The sequence below is a fragment of the Flavonifractor sp. An112 genome (genome assembly GCF_904377885.1).
Classification (GTDB): Bacteria; Bacillota; Clostridia; order Oscillospirales; family Oscillospiraceae; genus Flavonifractor; species Flavonifractor avicola.
The window spans coordinates 20,982-37,878 of sequence record NZ_CAJFGT010000027.1 but is presented as its reverse complement, the minus strand read 5'-3'; the positions used below and the strand labels follow the sequence as shown (position 1 = coordinate 37,878).

Genomic DNA, 16,897 nt, shown 5'->3' with positions numbered 1-16,897 from the left:
CCCCAATGCTGGAGTTCCATCTTTCCACCATTCTCTTCACCATTATCAACCTGCTGATACTCTTTTTCCTGCTGAAGAAGTTTCTCTTCGGCCGTGTCAACGCCGTGCTGGAACAGCGGGCCGCTCTGGTGAAGGGCGAGATCTCCTCCGCGGAGGAAAATAACCGTCAGGCCGAAGCGCTGAAGGCCCAGTACGAGGGCAAGCTGACCGACGCCCGGCATGAGGCCGCCAAGATCGTGGCCGACGCCCAGAACCGGGCCCAGCGTGTCTACGAGGGCAAGATGGCCGAAGCAGAGACCGACGCCAAGCGTCTGCGCAGCGAGGCTGAGGCCCAGATCGCCGAGCAGCGGGACGCCATGCTGCGGGGCGCCCGGAACGAGGTGGCCTCCCTGGCCCTGCTGGCCGCTGCCAAAGTGGCCCAGCGGTCTATGGACGGCGACGACGACAAGGCCTTTGTGGATACATTCCTGTCGGAAGTGGGTGAGCAGGCATGAATGAGTTGGCCCGCCGCTATGCAGAGGCGCTTTATGCCGTCTCCCCCGACGAGGAGACCCTGCAAGCCACCGCTCAGGCCATGATGGCGGACGCCCCTCTGTGGGAGGCCCTGTGCTCCCCCGCCGTCCAAGCCTGGGAAAAGGAGCGTGTTCTGGACCGGCTGCCCATTCTGGACGGCCACGGTCTGCTGATGCGTTTTTACCGCCTGCTGGCGGAAAAGGGCCGTATGACTCTGCTGCCCGACATTCTGGAAGCCTTCCATGACAAGGCCCTGGCTCAGCGGGGGGCGGTCCGCTGCCGCCTGACCTGTGTCCGTGTCCCCGATGAAGCGGAGCAGGAAAAGCTGAAACAGGCCCTGTGCCGGCTCCACCACAAGGCTGATGTGGTCTTTGACATCCACATCGACCCCGCCCTGCTGGGCGGATTCACGCTGGAACTGGAGGGCGTAACCTATGACAAGAGCGTCCGGGGCGCGCTGGCCGGTCTGAGCCGGCAACTGGAAGAGAGGCGAATGGCATGAAAACCAATCCCGAAGAAATCGTCTCCATCCTTCGGGAGGAGATTCAAGGGTATGATACCCGCGTACGGCGGGATGAGACCGGCACGGTGCTGGAAGTAGGCGACGGCATTGCCACCGTCTACGGCCTGGACAAGGCGGTATACGGCGAACTGGTAGAGCTGGACACCGGCGTCAAGGGCATGGTCATGAACCTGGCCCGGGACAGCGTGGGCGTGGTACTGCTGGGCAGCGACGCCGGAGTCCGGGAGGGCACCGTGGTACGCCGCACCGGCCACCCTGCCGACGTGCCCGTGGGCGACGGCCTGATCGGCCGCGTCGTGGACGTGCTGGGCCAGCCCATCGACGGTCTGGGCCCCATTGAGGCCACCGAAACCCGCCCCATTGAGCATGAGGCCAGCGGCGTGGTCAGCCGTGAGCCGGTGAACGTCCCCCTTCAGACCGGTATCCTGGCCATCGACGCCATGGTACCCATCGGCCGGGGCCAGCGTGAGCTCATCATCGGCGACCGGCAGACCGGCAAGACCGCCATCGCCGTGGACACCATTCTGAACCAGAAGGGTCAGGATGTGATCTGCATCTATGTGGCCATCGGCCAGAAGGCCTCCACCGTGGCCCGTATTCAGGATACCCTGAAGAAGCACGATGCCATGGACTACTCCATCATCGTCTCCTCCACCGCCAGTGAGTCCGCCCCCCTCCAGTACATCGCCCCCTATTCCGGCGCGGCCATGGGCGAGTACTTCATGAGCAAAGGCAAGGACGTGCTCATCGTCTACGACGATCTGAGCAAGCACGCGGTGGCCTACCGTACCCTCTCCCTGCTGCTCAAGCGGTCCCCCGGTCGTGAGGCCTATCCCGGCGACGTGTTCTACCTCCACTCCCGTCTGCTGGAGCGGGCCTGCCGCCTCACTAAGGAATACGGCGGCGGCTCTATGACTGCCCTGCCTATCATCGAGACCCAGGCCGGTGATGTGTCGGCCTATATCCCCACCAACGTCATCTCCATCACCGACGGCCAGATCTATCTGGAGAGCGACCTGTTCTTTGCCGGCCAGCGGCCCGCCGTCAACGTAGGCCTGTCGGTATCCCGTGTAGGCGGCTCCGCCCAGACCCGAGCCATCAAAAAGACCGCTGGTACCCTGCGTATCGACCTGGCTCGGTTCCGTGAGCTGGAGGTCTTTACTCAGTTTGCCTCCGATCTGGACCCCGCCACCCAGCAGGCTCTGGACCACGGCCGCCGCCTGCTGGAGCTGCTGAAGCAGCCTCTTTACAACCCCATGCCGGTAAGCCGCCAGGCCATCATCCTCTATGCTGCCACCAACGGACTGCTGGACGACGTGCCTCTGGACAAGGTACGCTCCTTCGTGCTGGACTTTGCCCAGGAGATGGAGCAGGAACACACCGACGTGGTGGACGAGATCCAGTCCACCGGCAACCTGAGCGGCCCGGCCATTGAGACCATCCGCTCGGTACTGGACAACGCCAAGAAACGGGTGAGCGCCACATGGCAAGCATAAAAGAGATCCGCACCCACATCAAAAGCGTGGAGCAGACCCTGAAGATCACCAACGCCATGTATCTCATCTCCTCCTCCAATCTTCAGAAGGCCCGGAAACAGCTCACCGATGTGGAGCCCTACTTTCAGAAGATCGAGACCACCATCTCCGACATTCTCCACCACTCCCCGGAGATCAGTCACGTTTTCTTTGACAAGCGCCCCAGCGTCCAGCCGGAGGACCGCAAGATTGGCTATATCGTCATCACCGGCGACAAGGGCCTGGCAGGCGCCTACAACCACAACATTCTGAAGCTGGCCGAGCAGAAGATGAGCCAGCATCCCCATACCAGCCTCTTCGTGGTGGGTCAGGTGGGCCGCTCCTATTTCCAGGAGCACGGCATCCCCATCGATGTGGAGTTTCTCTATACCGCCCAGGACCCCAACATGGGCCGGGCCCGGGATATGGCCGAGCTGATGATCGACCTCTATCTGGAGGAACAGCTGGACGAGGTCTATATCCTCTTCACCCGCATGGTGAATACCTTCCGCATGGAGCCCACCGTCCACAAGCTGCTGCCTCTGGACCCAGACGTCTTTCCCGACTATGAGAAAAACCGGGACACCTACAATCGGGACGTGGTATACGTCCCCTCTGTCAAGGCGGTTATGGACCGCCTTGTGCCCGGCTATGTGAAGGGCGACATCTTCGGCGCTCTGGTGGAATCCTACTGCTCGGAGCAGAACGCCCGCATGACCGCCATGAAATCCTCCAGCGACAACGCCCGGGCTATGCTGCAAAATTTGAATCTGTCTTACAACCGGGCCCGTCAGGCCGCCATCACTCAGGAGATCACCGAGGTGGTGGGCGGCGCCCAGGCCGCACTGTAAAAAGTCCAAGGGAGATTACGATATGAAGGAAAACAAGGGAACCATTGTACAGGTCATGGGACCTGTTGTGGACGTTGCCTTTGACCAGGGCAGCCTGCCCGAGATCAAGGAGGCCCTGGAGGTCCAGCTGAACGGTCAGCGCCAGGTCATGGAAGTAGCGCAGCATATGGGCGGCGACACCGTCCGCTGCATTATGCTCTCCCCCAGCGAGGGCCTGGGCCGCGGCATGGAGGTCATCGCTACCGGCGCTCCCATCTCCATCCCCGTGGGCGAAGGCGTGCTGGGCCGGATGTTCAACGTCCTGGGTGACGCCATTGATGAGAAGGGGCCGGTGAATGCCAAGGAAAAATGGTCCATCCATCGCCAGCCCCCCGCCTTTGAAAACCAGCGTCCCGTGGTGGACATTTTTGAGACGGGCATCAAAGTCATCGATCTGCTGGCCCCCTACGCCAAGGGCGGCAAGATCGGTCTGTTCGGCGGCGCCGGCGTGGGTAAGACCGTGCTCATTCAGGAGCTGATCCACAACATTGCCACCGAGCACGGCGGCTACTCCATCTTTACCGGCGTGGGCGAGCGTACCCGTGAGGGCAACGACCTGTGGCGGGAGATGACTGAGTCCGGCGTCATTGAAAAGACTGCCCTGGTCTTCGGCCAGATGAACGAGCCCCCCGGAGCCCGTATGCGGGTGGCCCTTACCGGCCTGACCATGGCCGAGTACTTCCGGGATCAGGAGAAGCAGAACGTGCTGCTCTTCATCGACAACATTTTCCGTTACGTTCAGGCTGGCTCCGAGGTGTCCGCCCTGATGGGCCGGATGCCCTCCGCCGTGGGCTACCAGCCCACCCTGGCCAACGAGATGGGCGCTCTCCAGGAGCGCATCACCTCCACCAAGGACGGTTCCATCACCTCGGTGCAGGCCGTCTACGTCCCCGCCGACGACCTGACCGACCCCGCCCCTGCCACCACCTTTGCCCACCTGGACGCCACCACCGTTCTCTCCCGTAAGATCGTGGAGCAGGGCATCTACCCCGCGGTGGACCCCCTGGAGTCCACCTCCCGTATTCTGGAGCCCGACGTGGTGGGCCAGCGGCACTATAAGATCGCCCGCGGCACCCAGGAGCTGCTCCAGCGCTACCGGGAGCTTCAGGACATCATCGCCATCCTGGGCATGGAGGAGCTGAGCGAGGACGACCGGCGCACCGTGGAGCGGGCCCGCCGCATCCAGCAGTTCTTCTCCCAGCCCTTCTCTGTGGCCGAGCAGTTCACCGGCCTGGAGGGCCGTTATGTGAAGCTGGAGGATACCCTCCGCTCCTTTGAGACCATCCTGGGCGGCGAGCTGGACAAATACCCCGAAGCCGCCTTCAGCAACGTGGGCAACGTGGACGAGGTCATTGCCAAGGCCAAGAAGATGGGGGCGGTATAAATGGCCCAAACCGGTACCTTTACCCTGGAGATCATTACCCCCGAGCGCCAGTTCTACATCGGCCCCGCCGAAGCCCTGGTTCTTCCCGCTGTGGACGGCCAGATGGGCATCTACCCCGGCCACGAACCGGTGGTCACCGCCGTGGAGCCAGGGGAGCTGCGCTACAAGGTGGAGAACAAGTGGGAGCCTGCCGCTGTGGGAGCCGGCTTTGCCGAGATCAAGCCGGACTATGTGATCCTGCTGGTGGGTTTCGCCGAACATCCCGAGGAGATCGACCGGAAGCGGGCCGAGGCCGCAAAGCTGCGTGCCGAGGAGCGCCTGCGTCAGAAGCAGAGCGTCCATGAGTATTATCACTCCAAGGCCGCTCTGGCCCGGGCCATGGCCCGCCTGAAAACCAGACGCTGAGATACCCCTCTCTATTTTGCTTTGACAAAAATCCTGTAACCCATAAGGTTACAGGATTTTTGTCGTCTCTTTTCCCTGTTCTATTCTTTTTTAACAATCTTGCATATTGCACATTGGGTAAACTTTATATAAAATGGAACTATAGAAGAGAAACTTCGTATCAAATCATTTTATCCCATATTGTTACTTCAGATTGCTTGCGCGATGCCGCTCCATATCAAGATAGAGAGAGAGGCTGTATTTTATGGAAAAAAGAAGGAACAGATTGCTGAAGCAGCTCTGGGCAGAGCAGGACAAGGCCTATGCCTTGATGGAGGAATATGATTCCCTTCCCCACCACTACGGCAACTACATCCTTTTTCAGGCGGAGGGCGACATCATCAGTCTGATTGCCGCCTATCCCGGCATTACGGTCACAGATCTTTCCAATATTCTGAAAAAGACCACCAGCGCCTGCTCCCAGAGCGTACGCAAGCTGTGCGACAAGGGCCTGGTGGAACAGCGGCGCAATTCCGCCAACAAGCGGCTTTACAACCTGTTCCTCACCGCCGAGGGAGAGGAGCTCAGCAAAGCCCATCAGAAGTTCAACCGCACCAGCCAGAAGATTACCTTTGACTTGCTGTCTGATTTTACAGAAGAGGAACTGGAACATCACATTGCCGTCCAGAAGAAGCTGAATGAGGCATACCAGGGTGATATTCAGCGCAGTCGGGAAAATTTCTTTGTCTACCGGAAAGAGGAGGATTGACCTCTTTCCTTGATCGCCATGTTCCAAATATTCCCTGCTGTATGGCAGCGGGGCCTTTATAGCTGCAATAGGACAGGACCGGATCAAATAATGATCCGGTCCTGTCCTATTATGTCATAAAAATATGGATGCCCCATTGAATATTACCAGCATTGGTTTATAATGGGCTTAAATATTAAGCAGCTTTATAACATATAGGGAAGGTGTCTCTCCATGACATATGACTTTACATCCATTATGAACCGGCATAACCTGGACGCAAGCGCGGTGGACTGCATCGGGGATGATTACTACGGCATGGAGCCTTCGCTGCCCAAGGAAGGCTTCGACGCCATTCCCATGTGGATCGCGGACATGAATTTTCCCGCCTGTCCCTCCATTGTAAATGCCCTGATGGAGCGGGTCAAACACCCCGCCTTCGGCTACTTTGTACCCAGACAGGCCTACTTTGATGAGATCATCCAGTGGCACCAGCGCCGCAATGGGGTTTCCGGGCTGAAGGCAGAGCACATCGGTTACGAAAACGGTGTACTGGGCGGGGTCATCAGTGCTCTGAACGTACTGTGCTCCAAAGGGGATCATGTTCTGGTCCACGCCCCCACCTACATTGGCTTTACCATGTGCCTGGAGAACAACGGCTACCATATTGTCCACTCTCACCTGGTGAAAGATGAAAACAGGGTATGGCGCATGGATTTTGAGGACATGGAGCGCAAAATTATAGAGAACCAAATTCACGCCATGATCCTGTGCAGTCCCCACAACCCCTGCGGCCGGGTGTGGGAGCGCTGGGAGCTGGAACGTGCCATGGCCATCTTTGAAAAGCATCATGTCTATGTCATTGCCGACGAGATCTGGTCCGACCTGCTGTTGGACGGACACAGGCATATCCCCACCCAGTCCGTCAACGACTATGCCCGGCTCCACACCGCCGCCTTTTACGCCCCCTCCAAAACCTTCAATCTGGCCGGTCTGGTGGGAGGCTACCACATCATCTACGATCCCTGGCTCCATGACCGCGTTCTGAAGGAGTCCTCCCTCTCCCACTATAACGAGATGAACGTACTGTCCATGCACGGATTGATCGGGGCCTATCAGCCCGAGGGCTACGTCTGGGTGGATGAGCTGTGCCAGGTGCTCTCGCAAAATATGCATTACGCAGTGTCCTTCATTCACGATCACTTCCCCGGTCTGGACATTACCATGCCGGAGGGCACCCATATGCTTTTCATCGACTGCTCCCAGTGGTGTGAGGCCCATGGAAAAACCCTTGACGATGTGCTCCACGCCTGTTGGGATGTGGGGGTGGCGCTTCAGGATGGCCGGATGTTCCATGGTCCCTGTCATATCCGCATGAATCTGGCCCTCCCCTTCTCCCGCGTTCAGGAGGCCTTCGACCGACTGGCACGCTATGTATTTCTGCCCTGAAAAACCATCCGGGCCGGTGGGATACCCCCACCGGCCCGGATGGTTTCTTATGCCGCGGCCCGCTCAGCCAGCAGTTTACAGATCCGGCGCAATCCTTCCTCCAGTATAGATTTGGGACAGGCCAGATTCAGGCGAATAAAGCCGTCGGAATTGGTCACAAACATATCGCCGCCTTCCAGCAGCACACCTGCCTCCCGGGCAAACAACATGGGCAGATCCTCGTCGGGCGACACATAGGCCGACACATCCACCCAGCCCAGATAGGTGGCCTCGGAGATCCGGTACTTGGCTAGCGGCAGATTCTGGGCCAGGTATTGGCCCACAAACCGGAAGTTCTCATCCAGATAGAGCTTCAGCTGAGTCAGCCAGTCCTCGCCGTACTGATAAGCTGCCTTGACCGCCTCCACACTCAGAGGATTCTGCCAGTCGTAGTGCCGCTCCTTCCAGACTTTCATCACCTTCAGATTGGGAATAACGATGTTGGCCAGCATAAAGCCCGCCATATTGAAGGTCTTGCTGGGGGCCATACAGGTGATAATCTGATCACTGTCGGGATACAGCTTGGCCAGCGGCGTGTGCTTCAGCCCTGTGCGGATCAGATCGCAGTGGATCTCATCGGAGACGATGAGCACGCCGTGGTCAAAGCAGATCTCCGCCACCCGTCTCAGCTCCTCCTCCGTCCAGATGCGGCCGGAGGGATTGTGGGGATTACAGAAGAAGAAGAGCTTCACCGCAGGGTCTGCCGCCTTGGCCTCCAGATCCTCAAAATCTATGGTGTAGTAGTTATCCCGATTGATCAGGTTGCTGCACACCAGTTCAATGCCGTGATAGTCCGCCGCGTGCTTGAAATAGCTGTAGGCCGGGGTAAGGGTGAGAATCTTCTCCCCCGGCTTGCAGACATACTCCGCCAGCTCATACAGAGCCGGGACCACACCGGCGGCGGTAAACAGATGCTCCTTTTTGCAGGACCAGCCGTACATCTTTTGGGTCCAGCCCGCAAAGGCCTCATAATATTCCGGGTCAAACACCTTGGTATAGCCGAAGATCCGCTTGTCCAGGCGATCTTTGACGGCGTCAATAATGACCTGGGGGGTGGCAAACTCCATATCGGCGATCCACATCCGGATAAACTGGTCGTCCGGGAAGGGGAACTTCAGGCTTTGATCGGCGTGGAAAATATACTCCCGGAACCCTTCCAGATTCATGGCGTTGGTATTCCGCCGGTCAATGATCTCATCAAAATTATATTTCATGGGTCAGATACACCTTTCAATCTCAATCGAGCTGGTTTGAATCTGGACCGTCAAGTTTCTTCCAGATAGCGTCTCAGGTTATCAAGTACTTTTTCCCGCAGCAGCTGCCCGGACTGCACCGACTCGCCGGCGATCCGATTGGGGCAGATCACATTGGGCAGGGCGTAAATCGGCCCGTTGACCCCGCCTATGGCGTTGGCCGTATCCCCGATATAGAAATTCCCCGGCTGCTTCAGCCACTTCTCCAGGGCCTCCAACGGATAGGGCGGTGTAAAGGTGGTATTGATCAGCACCTTGCCGTTGCCCAGTCTGGCCAGCGCCTGCTCATCCATCAGCACCGTGTGCTTATGCAGGTGGGTGGTCACCACGTCACAGCGTTCCAGCAAGTCAGGCAGCGGAAGATAGCAGATTCCTCTGGCCTCTGCCTCCGGTTTTCGGGTACGGCTGAAGTAGCAGACATCTGCGTGGAAGAAGCGCAGGGCATCCGCTACCAGGCTTCCCACATCGCCCATGCCGATCACGCCTACCCGCGCCCCGGCAAGCTCCATGGGCTCCGGCCGGAACTGCACGCCGCCAAATCCGTGGAACAGGCGAACCAGCTCGCTGATGATAAATTCCGGTACGCCCTGATCCCCATACCGGCGTATCCCTGTAACCGTGATGCCTCTGGCATGGGCCGCCTGAATATCCACATTGGCGCTCTCTGGTGTGTACAAACTGCAGCACATTCCGATGTAGCGCAGGTTGGGGCAGCGTTCCATAACCCAGGCCCCGATGGTGCTGGTGTAAAAGACCAGCACCCCATCCGCATCGCCGATCCGGCGAAGTATTTCCTCCTGACTGGCCGGGCTGTCCTGGTAACAGATCACCTCGTCCGCCACCTGAGAAAGCTTCTGCACCGCCTGCCGGTCAAACCGGATGGGCTCCACCGCCACCAGTTTGCGAAACTTGTTGGCCATGGTTCTCACCCCTGCTTCTTCAGGGTAAGGGCCTTGGTATACAGGCGGATAAAGTCCTCTTTGGTGGTCATACGGGCATTATTAGGCCGGTCGCCGCCCTTCATGGCCTCATCGGCCAGCTGATCCAGAGACTGGAGAGTGACCCCCCAATGCTCCAGAGGCTGAATGGGCAGGTCCTCTACCAGGCGGTAGACACACTCCACGCCTTTGCGGGCCCCGTCCAGCACAGACAGGCCGGACACATCCTCACCGAAGAAGGTGGCAATATCCGCGTAGCGCTCAGGCCAGGCGCCCATATTGAACTCCATCACCACCGGCAGGCAGATGGCGTTGCCCACGCCGTGGGGCACATGATACATAGCACCCAGAGGGTGGGCCATACAGTGGGAGATACCCAGGCTGGCTGAAGTAAAAGCATAGCCGGCCAGCATACTGCCCATCATCATATCGTAGCGGGCATCCCGGTCGATATCGCCCCGGAAAACAGCGGGCCGGATGGCTTTGGCCAACAGCTTGATGGCCTGGATGGCCAGCGCATCGGAAATGGGCTCGGTACAGCGGGAAGTATAGGCCTCAATGGCGTGGGTCAGGGCATCCATGCCGGTGGCAGCAGTGATATGAGGCGGCAGGGAGTAGGTCAGCTCCGGATCGGCTATGACCAGAGCCGGCATGATCCCGGTTCCGCCGATGGGCATTTTCCACGCCCTCTGCCGGTCAGTGATAACGGCAAAGGGGGTGGTCTCCGTTCCGGTTCCGGCAGCGGTGGGGATGGCCACAAGGGGCAGGGGCGCCTTGGAAAACTTGTCGCAGCCCTGATAATCCCGGATGCTGCCGCCGTTGGTGACCAGAATGGCGGCTGCTTTGGCGGGATCAATGGAGCTGCCGCCGCCCACACCAACCAGAAGGTCGGCGTCCTTGGCCAGCGCGGCAATGGCCTCTACCGTCTCCACACTGGGGTCGGCTTCGCACTGATCGTACAGCTGGTATGTCACGCCCGCCTGTTCCAGCGCGTCCAGCACCTTCTGAACGATACCGGCTTTGACCAGGCCCTGATCGCTTACCACCACCACGCGGCTCACGCCCAGGCGTTTCAGTTCCTGGCCGGTGCGGGCCACACAGCCGTTGCCGAACAGAATGGCGCCGGATGGCGCCCAGGCAAACACAGAGTTCTTGTCTTTAAACACGCTGTAGTCCAGCGGGATCTGCGCAACAGGTCGAAACATGGTTTTCCCTCCCTGATAGAATAAAGTTTGACACAAAGAGAGGCCAGCCCCGGAAGCCCGGTTCATGGGACTTCCGGGGCTGGCCTTTTAGGGTACCTGAATCAGGTATGCTTACGACTCCTCAATGGCAACCACAGCCTCGGTCACCTTGCCGCTCTTCTTGTCGGCGCTGCGGATCATAAAGTAGCGGATCACGCAGGCAGCGAAGACGATGGCGCCGGAATAGCCGCAGTAGGTCATGATGTAGTTGAGCAGGGTGGAGTAGGGGACGAACAGCGTCACGATATACACCGCCACCGCAAAGATACAGCAGGCAATCTTATACTTGGCGGACTTTTCATCCTTGAAGAAGGTGCTGATGGTGGACCACATCAGGGGGCAGATGGTGCTGTAGATGGCCAGCAGGATTACGATGGAGAGGATGATACCCAGGCCGGGGAAGATGTGGTTGGCCAGGATCAGGTTGGGAATCTGGGCGTTGCCGGACTCCTGGATGTTGCCCAGGTGGGCATAACCGATCATGATGGGCACCACGGAGTCCACCACCGCGCCAATAAAGACGATCAGCTTGAAATTGCTCCACTTGTATCCCCGCAGGTCGTGGGCCTGCCGGGCCACATAGGCCGAGCAGAGCAGCAGAGAGCAGCCGCCGAAGGAGAGGCCCGCCGTCAGAGGATGGCCGCCGCCGGCCACGGGCACGGTGACCTCGCCGCTGGCCAGCAGGGCGGCGCCCTGGGTGATGTAGGGGGCAAACATAAAGATGGAGACAACGCCGATGAAGGTGATGATGGTAACGATCACAGGCCCGATCTTACCGATGACATTGACGATGCCGTTCAGGCCGAACAGGGCAGTCACAATGGCCAGAACAGAGCCCAGCGCGGAGCCCACTGCGGTGGGGAGCCCGATCTGCTGCTCCAGAGTGGCGCCGAAGCCCGCAATCATGAAGACATAGGCGCAGAAGGTGAACAGCCAGGCAAAGATAACAAACAGCTTGCCGATATACTTGCCCACATAAAATTCAAATACGCCGGAGAGGCTGTCGATGCCCCGGGTCCGGCCGGCATATCCGTAAGCGGTATAGCCGAAATAGAGCATGATGATATTTAATACGCCAGGGACAAAGCACCAAAGGCCGCTGGAAGTGAAGTACTGTACCGTTTCCTGGCCGCTGGCCCAACCTGAACCCACCAGGTAGGCAAGCAGCGCGCCGCTGAGCAGAATCACTTGACCGACTGACATTTTCTTAGTCCCCATAAATCTCGCTCCCTTTCTGTTTTATTTTTGCTCCGGGGACGCAGCCCCTGCGTCCCCGGAGATACCCGTCATCCGCAGCAGCTGCCGTGTTCGGTGCGGCCGATGATGTTCTCCTGGACACGAGGATCCAGTTCCACGAAGAAGGCGGAGTAGCCCGCTACGCGCACCATCAGGTGCTTGTAGTTCTCCGGGTGCTTCTGGGCGTCCCGCAGAGTGGCGGTATCCGCCACGTTGATCTGCACGTGCTGACCGCCGGCCTCGCAATAGCCTCTGACAAAGGTCTCCAGCATCTCCAGGCCCTTTTCACCCTTGGCCACGGCGGGATCAAACTTATGGTTGACCAGCACACCCTTGGGCACCATCAGGGTATCCATCTTGCCAATGGAGTTGCCCACGGCGGTGGGACCGTTGCGGTCCATACCATTGGAGGGAGATGCGTTGTTGGCCAGCGGCTCGCCGTCCATACGTCCGTCGGGGGTGGCGCCCACGCAGCGGCCCTGCCAGATGTTGTAGGTCTGGTTGAGCAGGATGAGCTCGTACTGGCCGAAGCGGGAATCCTTATGGGCCTGGTTCTCCAGGGCACAGAAGGTCACCACGCGGCGGCAGTATTCATCCACCAGGTCCTCGTCGTTGCCGAAGTGTACCACCTTGTTCAGCAGCATCTGATGTACGTCCTCCCGGCCGGCGTAGTTGCTGTCCAGGATCTGGGTCAGCTCAGCCAGGGTCATCAGCTTCTTCTGGAACACCACCTGATCGATGGCGGCCAGAGAGTCGGCGGCATTGGCCACGCCGCTGATGAAGGTACCGGTGGAGCTGTAGCGGGCGCCGTCCTTCTGAAGGATGCGGCCCTTCTCGATGCAGCCGTCCACCATGCAGGAGGCAAAGACGGTGGGGCAGATCTGGGAATGGAGGGCGGAGCAGATGCCGTAGGCCTGGAGGTGGTAGTCGATGATATAGGCCAGCTGCGCCTCGTAGGCCTTCATGAACTTCTCCATGGAGTCCATTTCCTCCATGGTGCCCGTATTGGGGCCAAACTGACGGCCGGTTTTGGGGTCTACGCCATCATGCATGGCCAGTTCCAGCACCTTGAGGATGTTGATGAAGCCGGCCACCGGGCGGAAGTCGGTCTTGCCGGGCACCTGAGCCTCCACGCAGCCCTCAATGGCGTAGTCCCGGGCCTCCCGGATGTCGTTGCAGCCGTTGGCCAGCACCCGAGGAATGTTGATCTCATCGTTGAAGAAGGCCGGCTGTCCCAGGCCCTTCTGGGTCAGCTTGAGGGCCCGGCGGAAGATGGTCTCGTCGATCTTCTTGTTGAAGCGGAAGGAGATGGCGGGCTGGGTGGTCTCCGCGCCGTCGGCAGCCTCCAGGAACAGATAGGTCAGCCGGTTGCAGGCGTCATGGCCGTTGGAGTCAATGCCGCCGATGGTCACGTTGGTCCACATGGGGAAACCGGCATAAGCTTCCGCCTCGATGTGATCCCGCAGCTCAAAGATCTCAGTCCACTTGATAAGCATACACTGGATCATTTCCACGATATCATCTTCGGTGGCCACACCGTTTTCGATATCATGGATGAAATAGGGGTACATAAACTGGTCAAACCGGCCGATGGAGTGGTTGTGACCGGCGTTTTCGATCTGATAGATCAGATGGATGAACCAGAAGAACTGCATGGCCTCGTAGAAGGTTCTTGGAGGCAGCTCGGGCACCCGCTCGCAGGTCTCCGCGATCCGCAGCAGATCAGCCTTGCGCTTGGGATCTTCCTCGGTCTCGGCCATCTCCCGGGCCAGCTTCACATACCGGTGGGCAAACTGGATGGCCGCCTTCAGGGTGATGATCATGCCCTCCCAGGTATCCTTCTGCTCCTGGGTGATGTAATCATAGTGCTCGATGCCGTCCAGCTTGGCCTGGATCTCATCGATCATTTTGGCGAAGCCCTTCTCAAAGATCACACCGTATTCCGGCATATGGCTGGCGGTGGACACGATGCGGGAGCCAATGGTGATCAGGCCGTCCAGGGAGGCCTGCTTCTGCTCCTCGCTGAGGTGGCTGTCGATCACTTCCCGGAAGCCTCTGCCCCGCCACTCGGTGCAAATGTCGATCAGCTCCTGCTTGTCCTCCGGCTTGTCCCAGTAAAGGGTATCGGTGCTGCGGGTGTCAAAGGTATCGATGTCCTCCAGGATCCAGTTGGAGCCCCACTCCGGATAAGCCGGAACCGAGCGGTAGCGCTCGCCATGGTCACCCACAAAAATGGACTGGGGATTGATGAAGATGGTCATATTCTGGAGCAGGTACTCCAGCATACGGGCCTTTCTGGTAATGGGCGATTCGATGGAGGGAATGCGGTAGAACTGGGTCACCAGTCTGGCCCGTTCCACCGAAATGGACGGATTTGTGTTGCGCAGACGCGCCTTTAAAAATTCCACTCGTTCAGATGCCATAACAGATTCCTCCTTTGAAAAGCAGTTTTATCTTGAAGGATCACCGGAGTGATCCAGCTATCCCATTGCCAGACTTACTCATCGTAGTCGTTGTTCAGGTTATAAAAGCATTTCTTCCCTGCCGGAGCCAGCACCTCGTTGGCCACGTCCACCAGATGGAACATATGCTCTGCCGTCGGCTCCTGAATCTCCTCCAGCAGATAGGGCTTACCCAGCAATTTGTATTTGTTGACGCCCAGTTTGTGGTAAGCCAGCAGCTCGTACTTCTGGACCGCCGCCAGGGGCAGGATGAACCGAGCGGTCTCCCGGATATTCTCTTCTGAATCGTTGATACCCGGAATCACCGGCGTGCGGACGATGATCTCATTGCCGTGTTGGCTGATCCGGCGGAGATTTTCCAGAATACGCTCGTTGCGCTGACCCGTCCATTTCAGGTGCTGCTCACTGTCCATATGCTTCAGATCAAAGTAGATAAAATCGATGTAATCCAGGCAGGGGGCAAATTTCTCATAGTCGCCGCAGCCACAGGTCTCAATGGCCACGTTGACGCCATATTCCCTGCACTTTTTGCTGATCGCCAACAGGAACTCCGGCTGCATCAGCGCCTCTCCGCCGGTAAAGGTCACGCCGCCGCCGGAATGCTGAAAGTAAAACCGATCCTGATAGATCCGTTTGAACAGCTGCTCCACCGTATAGTCCTGGCCGTTCAGCTTTCTGGCCTCGGTGGGGCACAGGTCCGCGCACCGTCCGCAGCTGGTGCACTGGTCCCGCTGGTACACCGGCACCCCATTCTCATCCAGCCGGGAAGCACCCGTGGGGCAATTTCGCATACACCCGTTGCAGGCGATGCAGTTCTGAGGATTCAGCGTGATTTCCGGTTCAAAGGAAATTCCTTCCGGGTTGGCACACCAGAGGCAGTGCAGGCCGCAGCCCTTGAAAAAGACCGATGTACGCATCCCCCGTCCATCACGAATGGAGCACTTCTGAATGTTAAAAATCCTTCCGGTTTCCATGCGCAGCCCCTCTTTTCTCTCTTAATTTGCCTCGCCTCAAAAAAGTCATTTTACGCTGTTATTTTTTCCGTATTTGAAACCGCCAAATATTTCTTTTTTCTCAAATCTTCAATAAATATTGACACGTTTTTCTTTTTGTCTTATTATTAAATAGACAGGCTTATTAACAATCATCTTAACAATCAAGTTGCAAAACCTTTGTTTCTTTGTCACAAATATTAGCACAGAGTTTGCCCAAAATCTAGCGAATATTTCCGATGGTTCCCATCAAAGATTTTCATACTTTACCGTATGAGCACGTCAGGAGGCGCAAGCTGTGGAAACCGACAAATACAAAGTATTTTTAAAGGTCGTTGAGTGCGAAAGTTTCTCCCGTGCCGCTGCAGAATTGGGCTATACCCAGTCTGCTGTCTCCCACTGTATCTATAGTCTGGAGCAGGCCCTGGGCTTTCGCCTGCTGACTCGGGAAGGACGAAAAACCAGATTGACCAGCGCAGGCCAGGAAGCTATGCCGTTTATCATCAAGATCGTAAACAGTCAGACCACGCTGGATCAATGGGCCTCCTTCTACCTGGGTGTAGGCGCCGGTAAGCTCTGCATTGCCTCCATCCCCAGCCTGGCCATCCATACCTTTCCGGATATGGTCAAGCGCTTCAATGACCGCTACCCCAATATTCAAATTCAGCTGCTCCATGGCAACTACAGCGACGTGGAACGTCTTTTGGCCAGCGGCACCGTGGAGTTTGGTTTTCTCTCTGTCTCCTCCCAAACCCCATTTCCCTTTGTGAATCTCTATCGGGAAAAGCTGGCCGCCATCCTGCCTCCAGGCCACCCTTTGGCAGAAAAGGAACGTCTTTCCCTGAAAGATCTGGAACCGGAGTCTTTTATCATGCCGGGAGAAGGACCGCGGCATCAGGTAGGTGAACTGATTAAGAACTACAACCTCAATCTGAACGTTAAATATTGCATCAGTGACGATGACATCACCATCTCCATGGTTTCCCGGGGACTTGGTGTGACCATCCTGCCGGAGATGTCCTATCGGGACTACCTGAACTTTCAATTTGAAGTCCGGGATCTTACAGAGGCCCCCTACCGAGATATCGGCATCGCTTACACCGCCTGGGATAATATCTCCCCCATCGGAAAGGCATTTATCAAACTGGCAAAAGAGTCCTTTGCTCCGCTCACTCCTTAAGGTTCCAATCATCTTCTGCATAGAAAAAAGCCACTGGAAATTCGCTAGAATTTCCAGTGGCTTTTTTCTTTTTTGATTTGTCCGCTTATCCAGCCCGCTTCTTTTTCTTCCCCAGCAGCAGGGAGGCAAACAGGGAAACCAGCGGCAC

General features: G+C 57.8%; 15 protein-coding genes. 9 read left to right on the top strand and 6 right to left on the bottom strand.

Annotation, left to right across the window (positions count from 1 at the left end):
* The first annotated feature begins 5 nt into the window (after nucleotides 1-5).
* From atpF to IHN22_RS05785, 8 genes are all read left to right on the top strand, one after another.
* The gene (gene atpF / locus IHN22_RS05820) at nucleotides 6-494 is read left to right on the top strand and encodes a F0F1 ATP synthase subunit B (protein WP_087188619.1); all 489 of its coding nucleotides are present in this window, start codon (nucleotides 6-8) and stop codon (nucleotides 492-494) included.
* Nucleotides 491-1,015 carry an ATP synthase F1 subunit delta gene (gene atpH, locus IHN22_RS05815; RefSeq protein ID WP_191434086.1) on the top strand — a complete coding sequence of 175 codons (525 nt, stop codon included), beginning with the start codon at nucleotides 491-493 and terminating at the stop codon, nucleotides 1,013-1,015. The genes atpF and atpH overlap by 4 nt, the downstream gene beginning before the upstream one ends.
* A complete protein-coding gene (gene atpA, locus IHN22_RS05810; RefSeq protein ID WP_191434084.1) occupies nucleotides 1,012-2,532 on the top strand; it encodes a F0F1 ATP synthase subunit alpha in 1,521 nt (506 codons plus the stop codon). Before atpH ends, atpA begins: the two co-directional genes overlap by 4 nt.
* Nucleotides 2,520-3,401 (top strand): ATP synthase F1 subunit gamma, encoded by an 882-nt coding sequence (atpG, locus tag IHN22_RS05805; RefSeq protein ID WP_087188616.1) that lies wholly within the window; start codon nucleotides 2,520-2,522, stop codon nucleotides 3,399-3,401. The genes atpA and atpG overlap by 13 nt, the downstream gene beginning before the upstream one ends.
* Nucleotides 3,402-3,423: 22 nt before the next feature.
* Nucleotides 3,424-4,824 carry a F0F1 ATP synthase subunit beta gene (gene atpD, locus IHN22_RS05800; protein WP_087327305.1) on the top strand — a complete coding sequence of 467 codons (1,401 nt, stop codon included), beginning with the start codon at nucleotides 3,424-3,426 and terminating at the stop codon, nucleotides 4,822-4,824.
* Nucleotides 4,825-5,229 (top strand): ATP synthase F1 subunit epsilon, encoded by a 405-nt coding sequence (gene atpC / locus IHN22_RS05795; RefSeq protein ID WP_087188614.1) that lies wholly within the window; start codon nucleotides 4,825-4,827, stop codon nucleotides 5,227-5,229. It abuts the gene before it with no gap.
* Between the two features lie 244 nt (nucleotides 5,230-5,473).
* Nucleotides 5,474-5,977: a MarR family winged helix-turn-helix transcriptional regulator gene (locus tag IHN22_RS05790; RefSeq protein ID WP_087388785.1), complete on the top strand. Its 504-nt coding sequence runs from the start codon at nucleotides 5,474-5,476 to the stop codon at nucleotides 5,975-5,977.
* Nucleotides 5,978-6,190: 213 nt separating this feature from the next.
* A complete protein-coding gene (locus tag IHN22_RS05785; protein WP_191434083.1) occupies nucleotides 6,191-7,405 on the top strand; it encodes a MalY/PatB family protein in 1,215 nt (404 codons plus the stop codon).
* Between the two features lie 47 nt (nucleotides 7,406-7,452).
* Here IHN22_RS05785 and IHN22_RS05780 read toward each other — a convergent pair whose 3' ends face one another.
* The 6 genes from IHN22_RS05780 to IHN22_RS05755 form a co-directional block, all read right to left on the bottom strand.
* On the bottom strand, nucleotides 7,453-8,658 hold the full coding sequence (locus IHN22_RS05780) for a MalY/PatB family protein (protein ID WP_087188611.1): 1,206 nt from the start codon (nucleotides 8,656-8,658) through the stop codon (nucleotides 7,453-7,455).
* A 50-nt stretch (nucleotides 8,659-8,708) separates the two neighbouring features.
* On the bottom strand, nucleotides 8,709-9,617 hold the full coding sequence (locus IHN22_RS05775; protein WP_191434081.1) for an NAD(P)-dependent oxidoreductase: 909 nt from the start codon (nucleotides 9,615-9,617) through the stop codon (nucleotides 8,709-8,711).
* 5 nt (nucleotides 9,618-9,622) lie between these two features.
* Nucleotides 9,623-10,840 carry an iron-containing alcohol dehydrogenase gene (locus IHN22_RS05770; RefSeq protein WP_191434079.1) on the bottom strand — a complete coding sequence of 406 codons (1,218 nt, stop codon included), beginning with the start codon at nucleotides 10,838-10,840 and terminating at the stop codon, nucleotides 9,623-9,625.
* 111 nt (nucleotides 10,841-10,951) lie between these two features.
* Nucleotides 10,952-12,082, bottom strand: coding sequence for a YkvI family membrane protein (locus IHN22_RS05765; protein ID WP_191434077.1), 1,131 nt, complete (start codon nucleotides 12,080-12,082; stop codon nucleotides 10,952-10,954).
* A gap of 83 nt (nucleotides 12,083-12,165) precedes the next feature.
* Nucleotides 12,166-14,538, bottom strand: a complete 2,373-nt coding sequence (locus tag IHN22_RS05760; RefSeq protein WP_191434076.1) for a glycyl radical protein — start codon at nucleotides 14,536-14,538, stop codon at nucleotides 12,166-12,168.
* A gap of 74 nt (nucleotides 14,539-14,612) precedes the next feature.
* Nucleotides 14,613-15,551 carry a glycyl-radical enzyme activating protein gene (locus tag IHN22_RS05755; protein WP_087188608.1) on the bottom strand — a complete coding sequence of 313 codons (939 nt, stop codon included), beginning with the start codon at nucleotides 15,549-15,551 and terminating at the stop codon, nucleotides 14,613-14,615.
* A 316-nt stretch (nucleotides 15,552-15,867) separates the two neighbouring features.
* Between IHN22_RS05755 and IHN22_RS05750 the strand changes: the two genes are divergently transcribed.
* Complete coding sequence (locus tag IHN22_RS05750) at nucleotides 15,868-16,749, top strand: LysR family transcriptional regulator (protein ID WP_191434074.1); 882 nt, start codon at nucleotides 15,868-15,870, stop codon at nucleotides 16,747-16,749.
* Nucleotides 16,750-16,897: the final 148 nt, after the last annotated feature.

Excerpts from the sequence above, each read along its gene's own strand:
- atpF (WP_087188619.1), top strand. The coding sequence starts at position 6 with ATGCTGGAGTTCCATCTTTCCACCATTCTCTTCACCATTATCAACCTG.
- atpH (WP_191434086.1), top strand. The coding sequence starts at position 491 with ATGAATGAGTTGGCCCGCCGCTATGCAGAGGCGCTTTATGCCGTCTCC.
- atpA (WP_191434084.1), top strand. The coding sequence starts at position 1,012 with ATGAAAACCAATCCCGAAGAAATCGTCTCCATCCTTCGGGAGGAGATT.
- atpG (WP_087188616.1), top strand. The coding sequence starts at position 2,520 with ATGGCAAGCATAAAAGAGATCCGCACCCACATCAAAAGCGTGGAGCAG.
- atpD (WP_087327305.1), top strand. The coding sequence starts at position 3,424 with ATGAAGGAAAACAAGGGAACCATTGTACAGGTCATGGGACCTGTTGTG.
- atpC (WP_087188614.1), top strand. The coding sequence starts at position 4,825 with ATGGCCCAAACCGGTACCTTTACCCTGGAGATCATTACCCCCGAGCGC.
- IHN22_RS05790 (WP_087388785.1), top strand. The coding sequence starts at position 5,474 with ATGGAAAAAAGAAGGAACAGATTGCTGAAGCAGCTCTGGGCAGAGCAG.
- IHN22_RS05785 (WP_191434083.1), top strand. The coding sequence starts at position 6,191 with ATGACATATGACTTTACATCCATTATGAACCGGCATAACCTGGACGCA.
- IHN22_RS05780 (WP_087188611.1), bottom strand. The coding sequence starts at position 8,658 with ATGAAATATAATTTTGATGAGATCATTGACCGGCGGAATACCAACGCC.
- IHN22_RS05775 (WP_191434081.1), bottom strand. The coding sequence starts at position 9,617 with ATGGCCAACAAGTTTCGCAAACTGGTGGCGGTGGAGCCCATCCGGTTT.
- IHN22_RS05770 (WP_191434079.1), bottom strand. The coding sequence starts at position 10,840 with ATGTTTCGACCTGTTGCGCAGATCCCGCTGGACTACAGCGTGTTTAAA.
- IHN22_RS05765 (WP_191434077.1), bottom strand. The coding sequence starts at position 12,082 with ATGTCAGTCGGTCAAGTGATTCTGCTCAGCGGCGCGCTGCTTGCCTAC.
- IHN22_RS05760 (WP_191434076.1), bottom strand. The coding sequence starts at position 14,538 with ATGGCATCTGAACGAGTGGAATTTTTAAAGGCGCGTCTGCGCAACACA.
- IHN22_RS05755 (WP_087188608.1), bottom strand. The coding sequence starts at position 15,551 with ATGGAAACCGGAAGGATTTTTAACATTCAGAAGTGCTCCATTCGTGAT.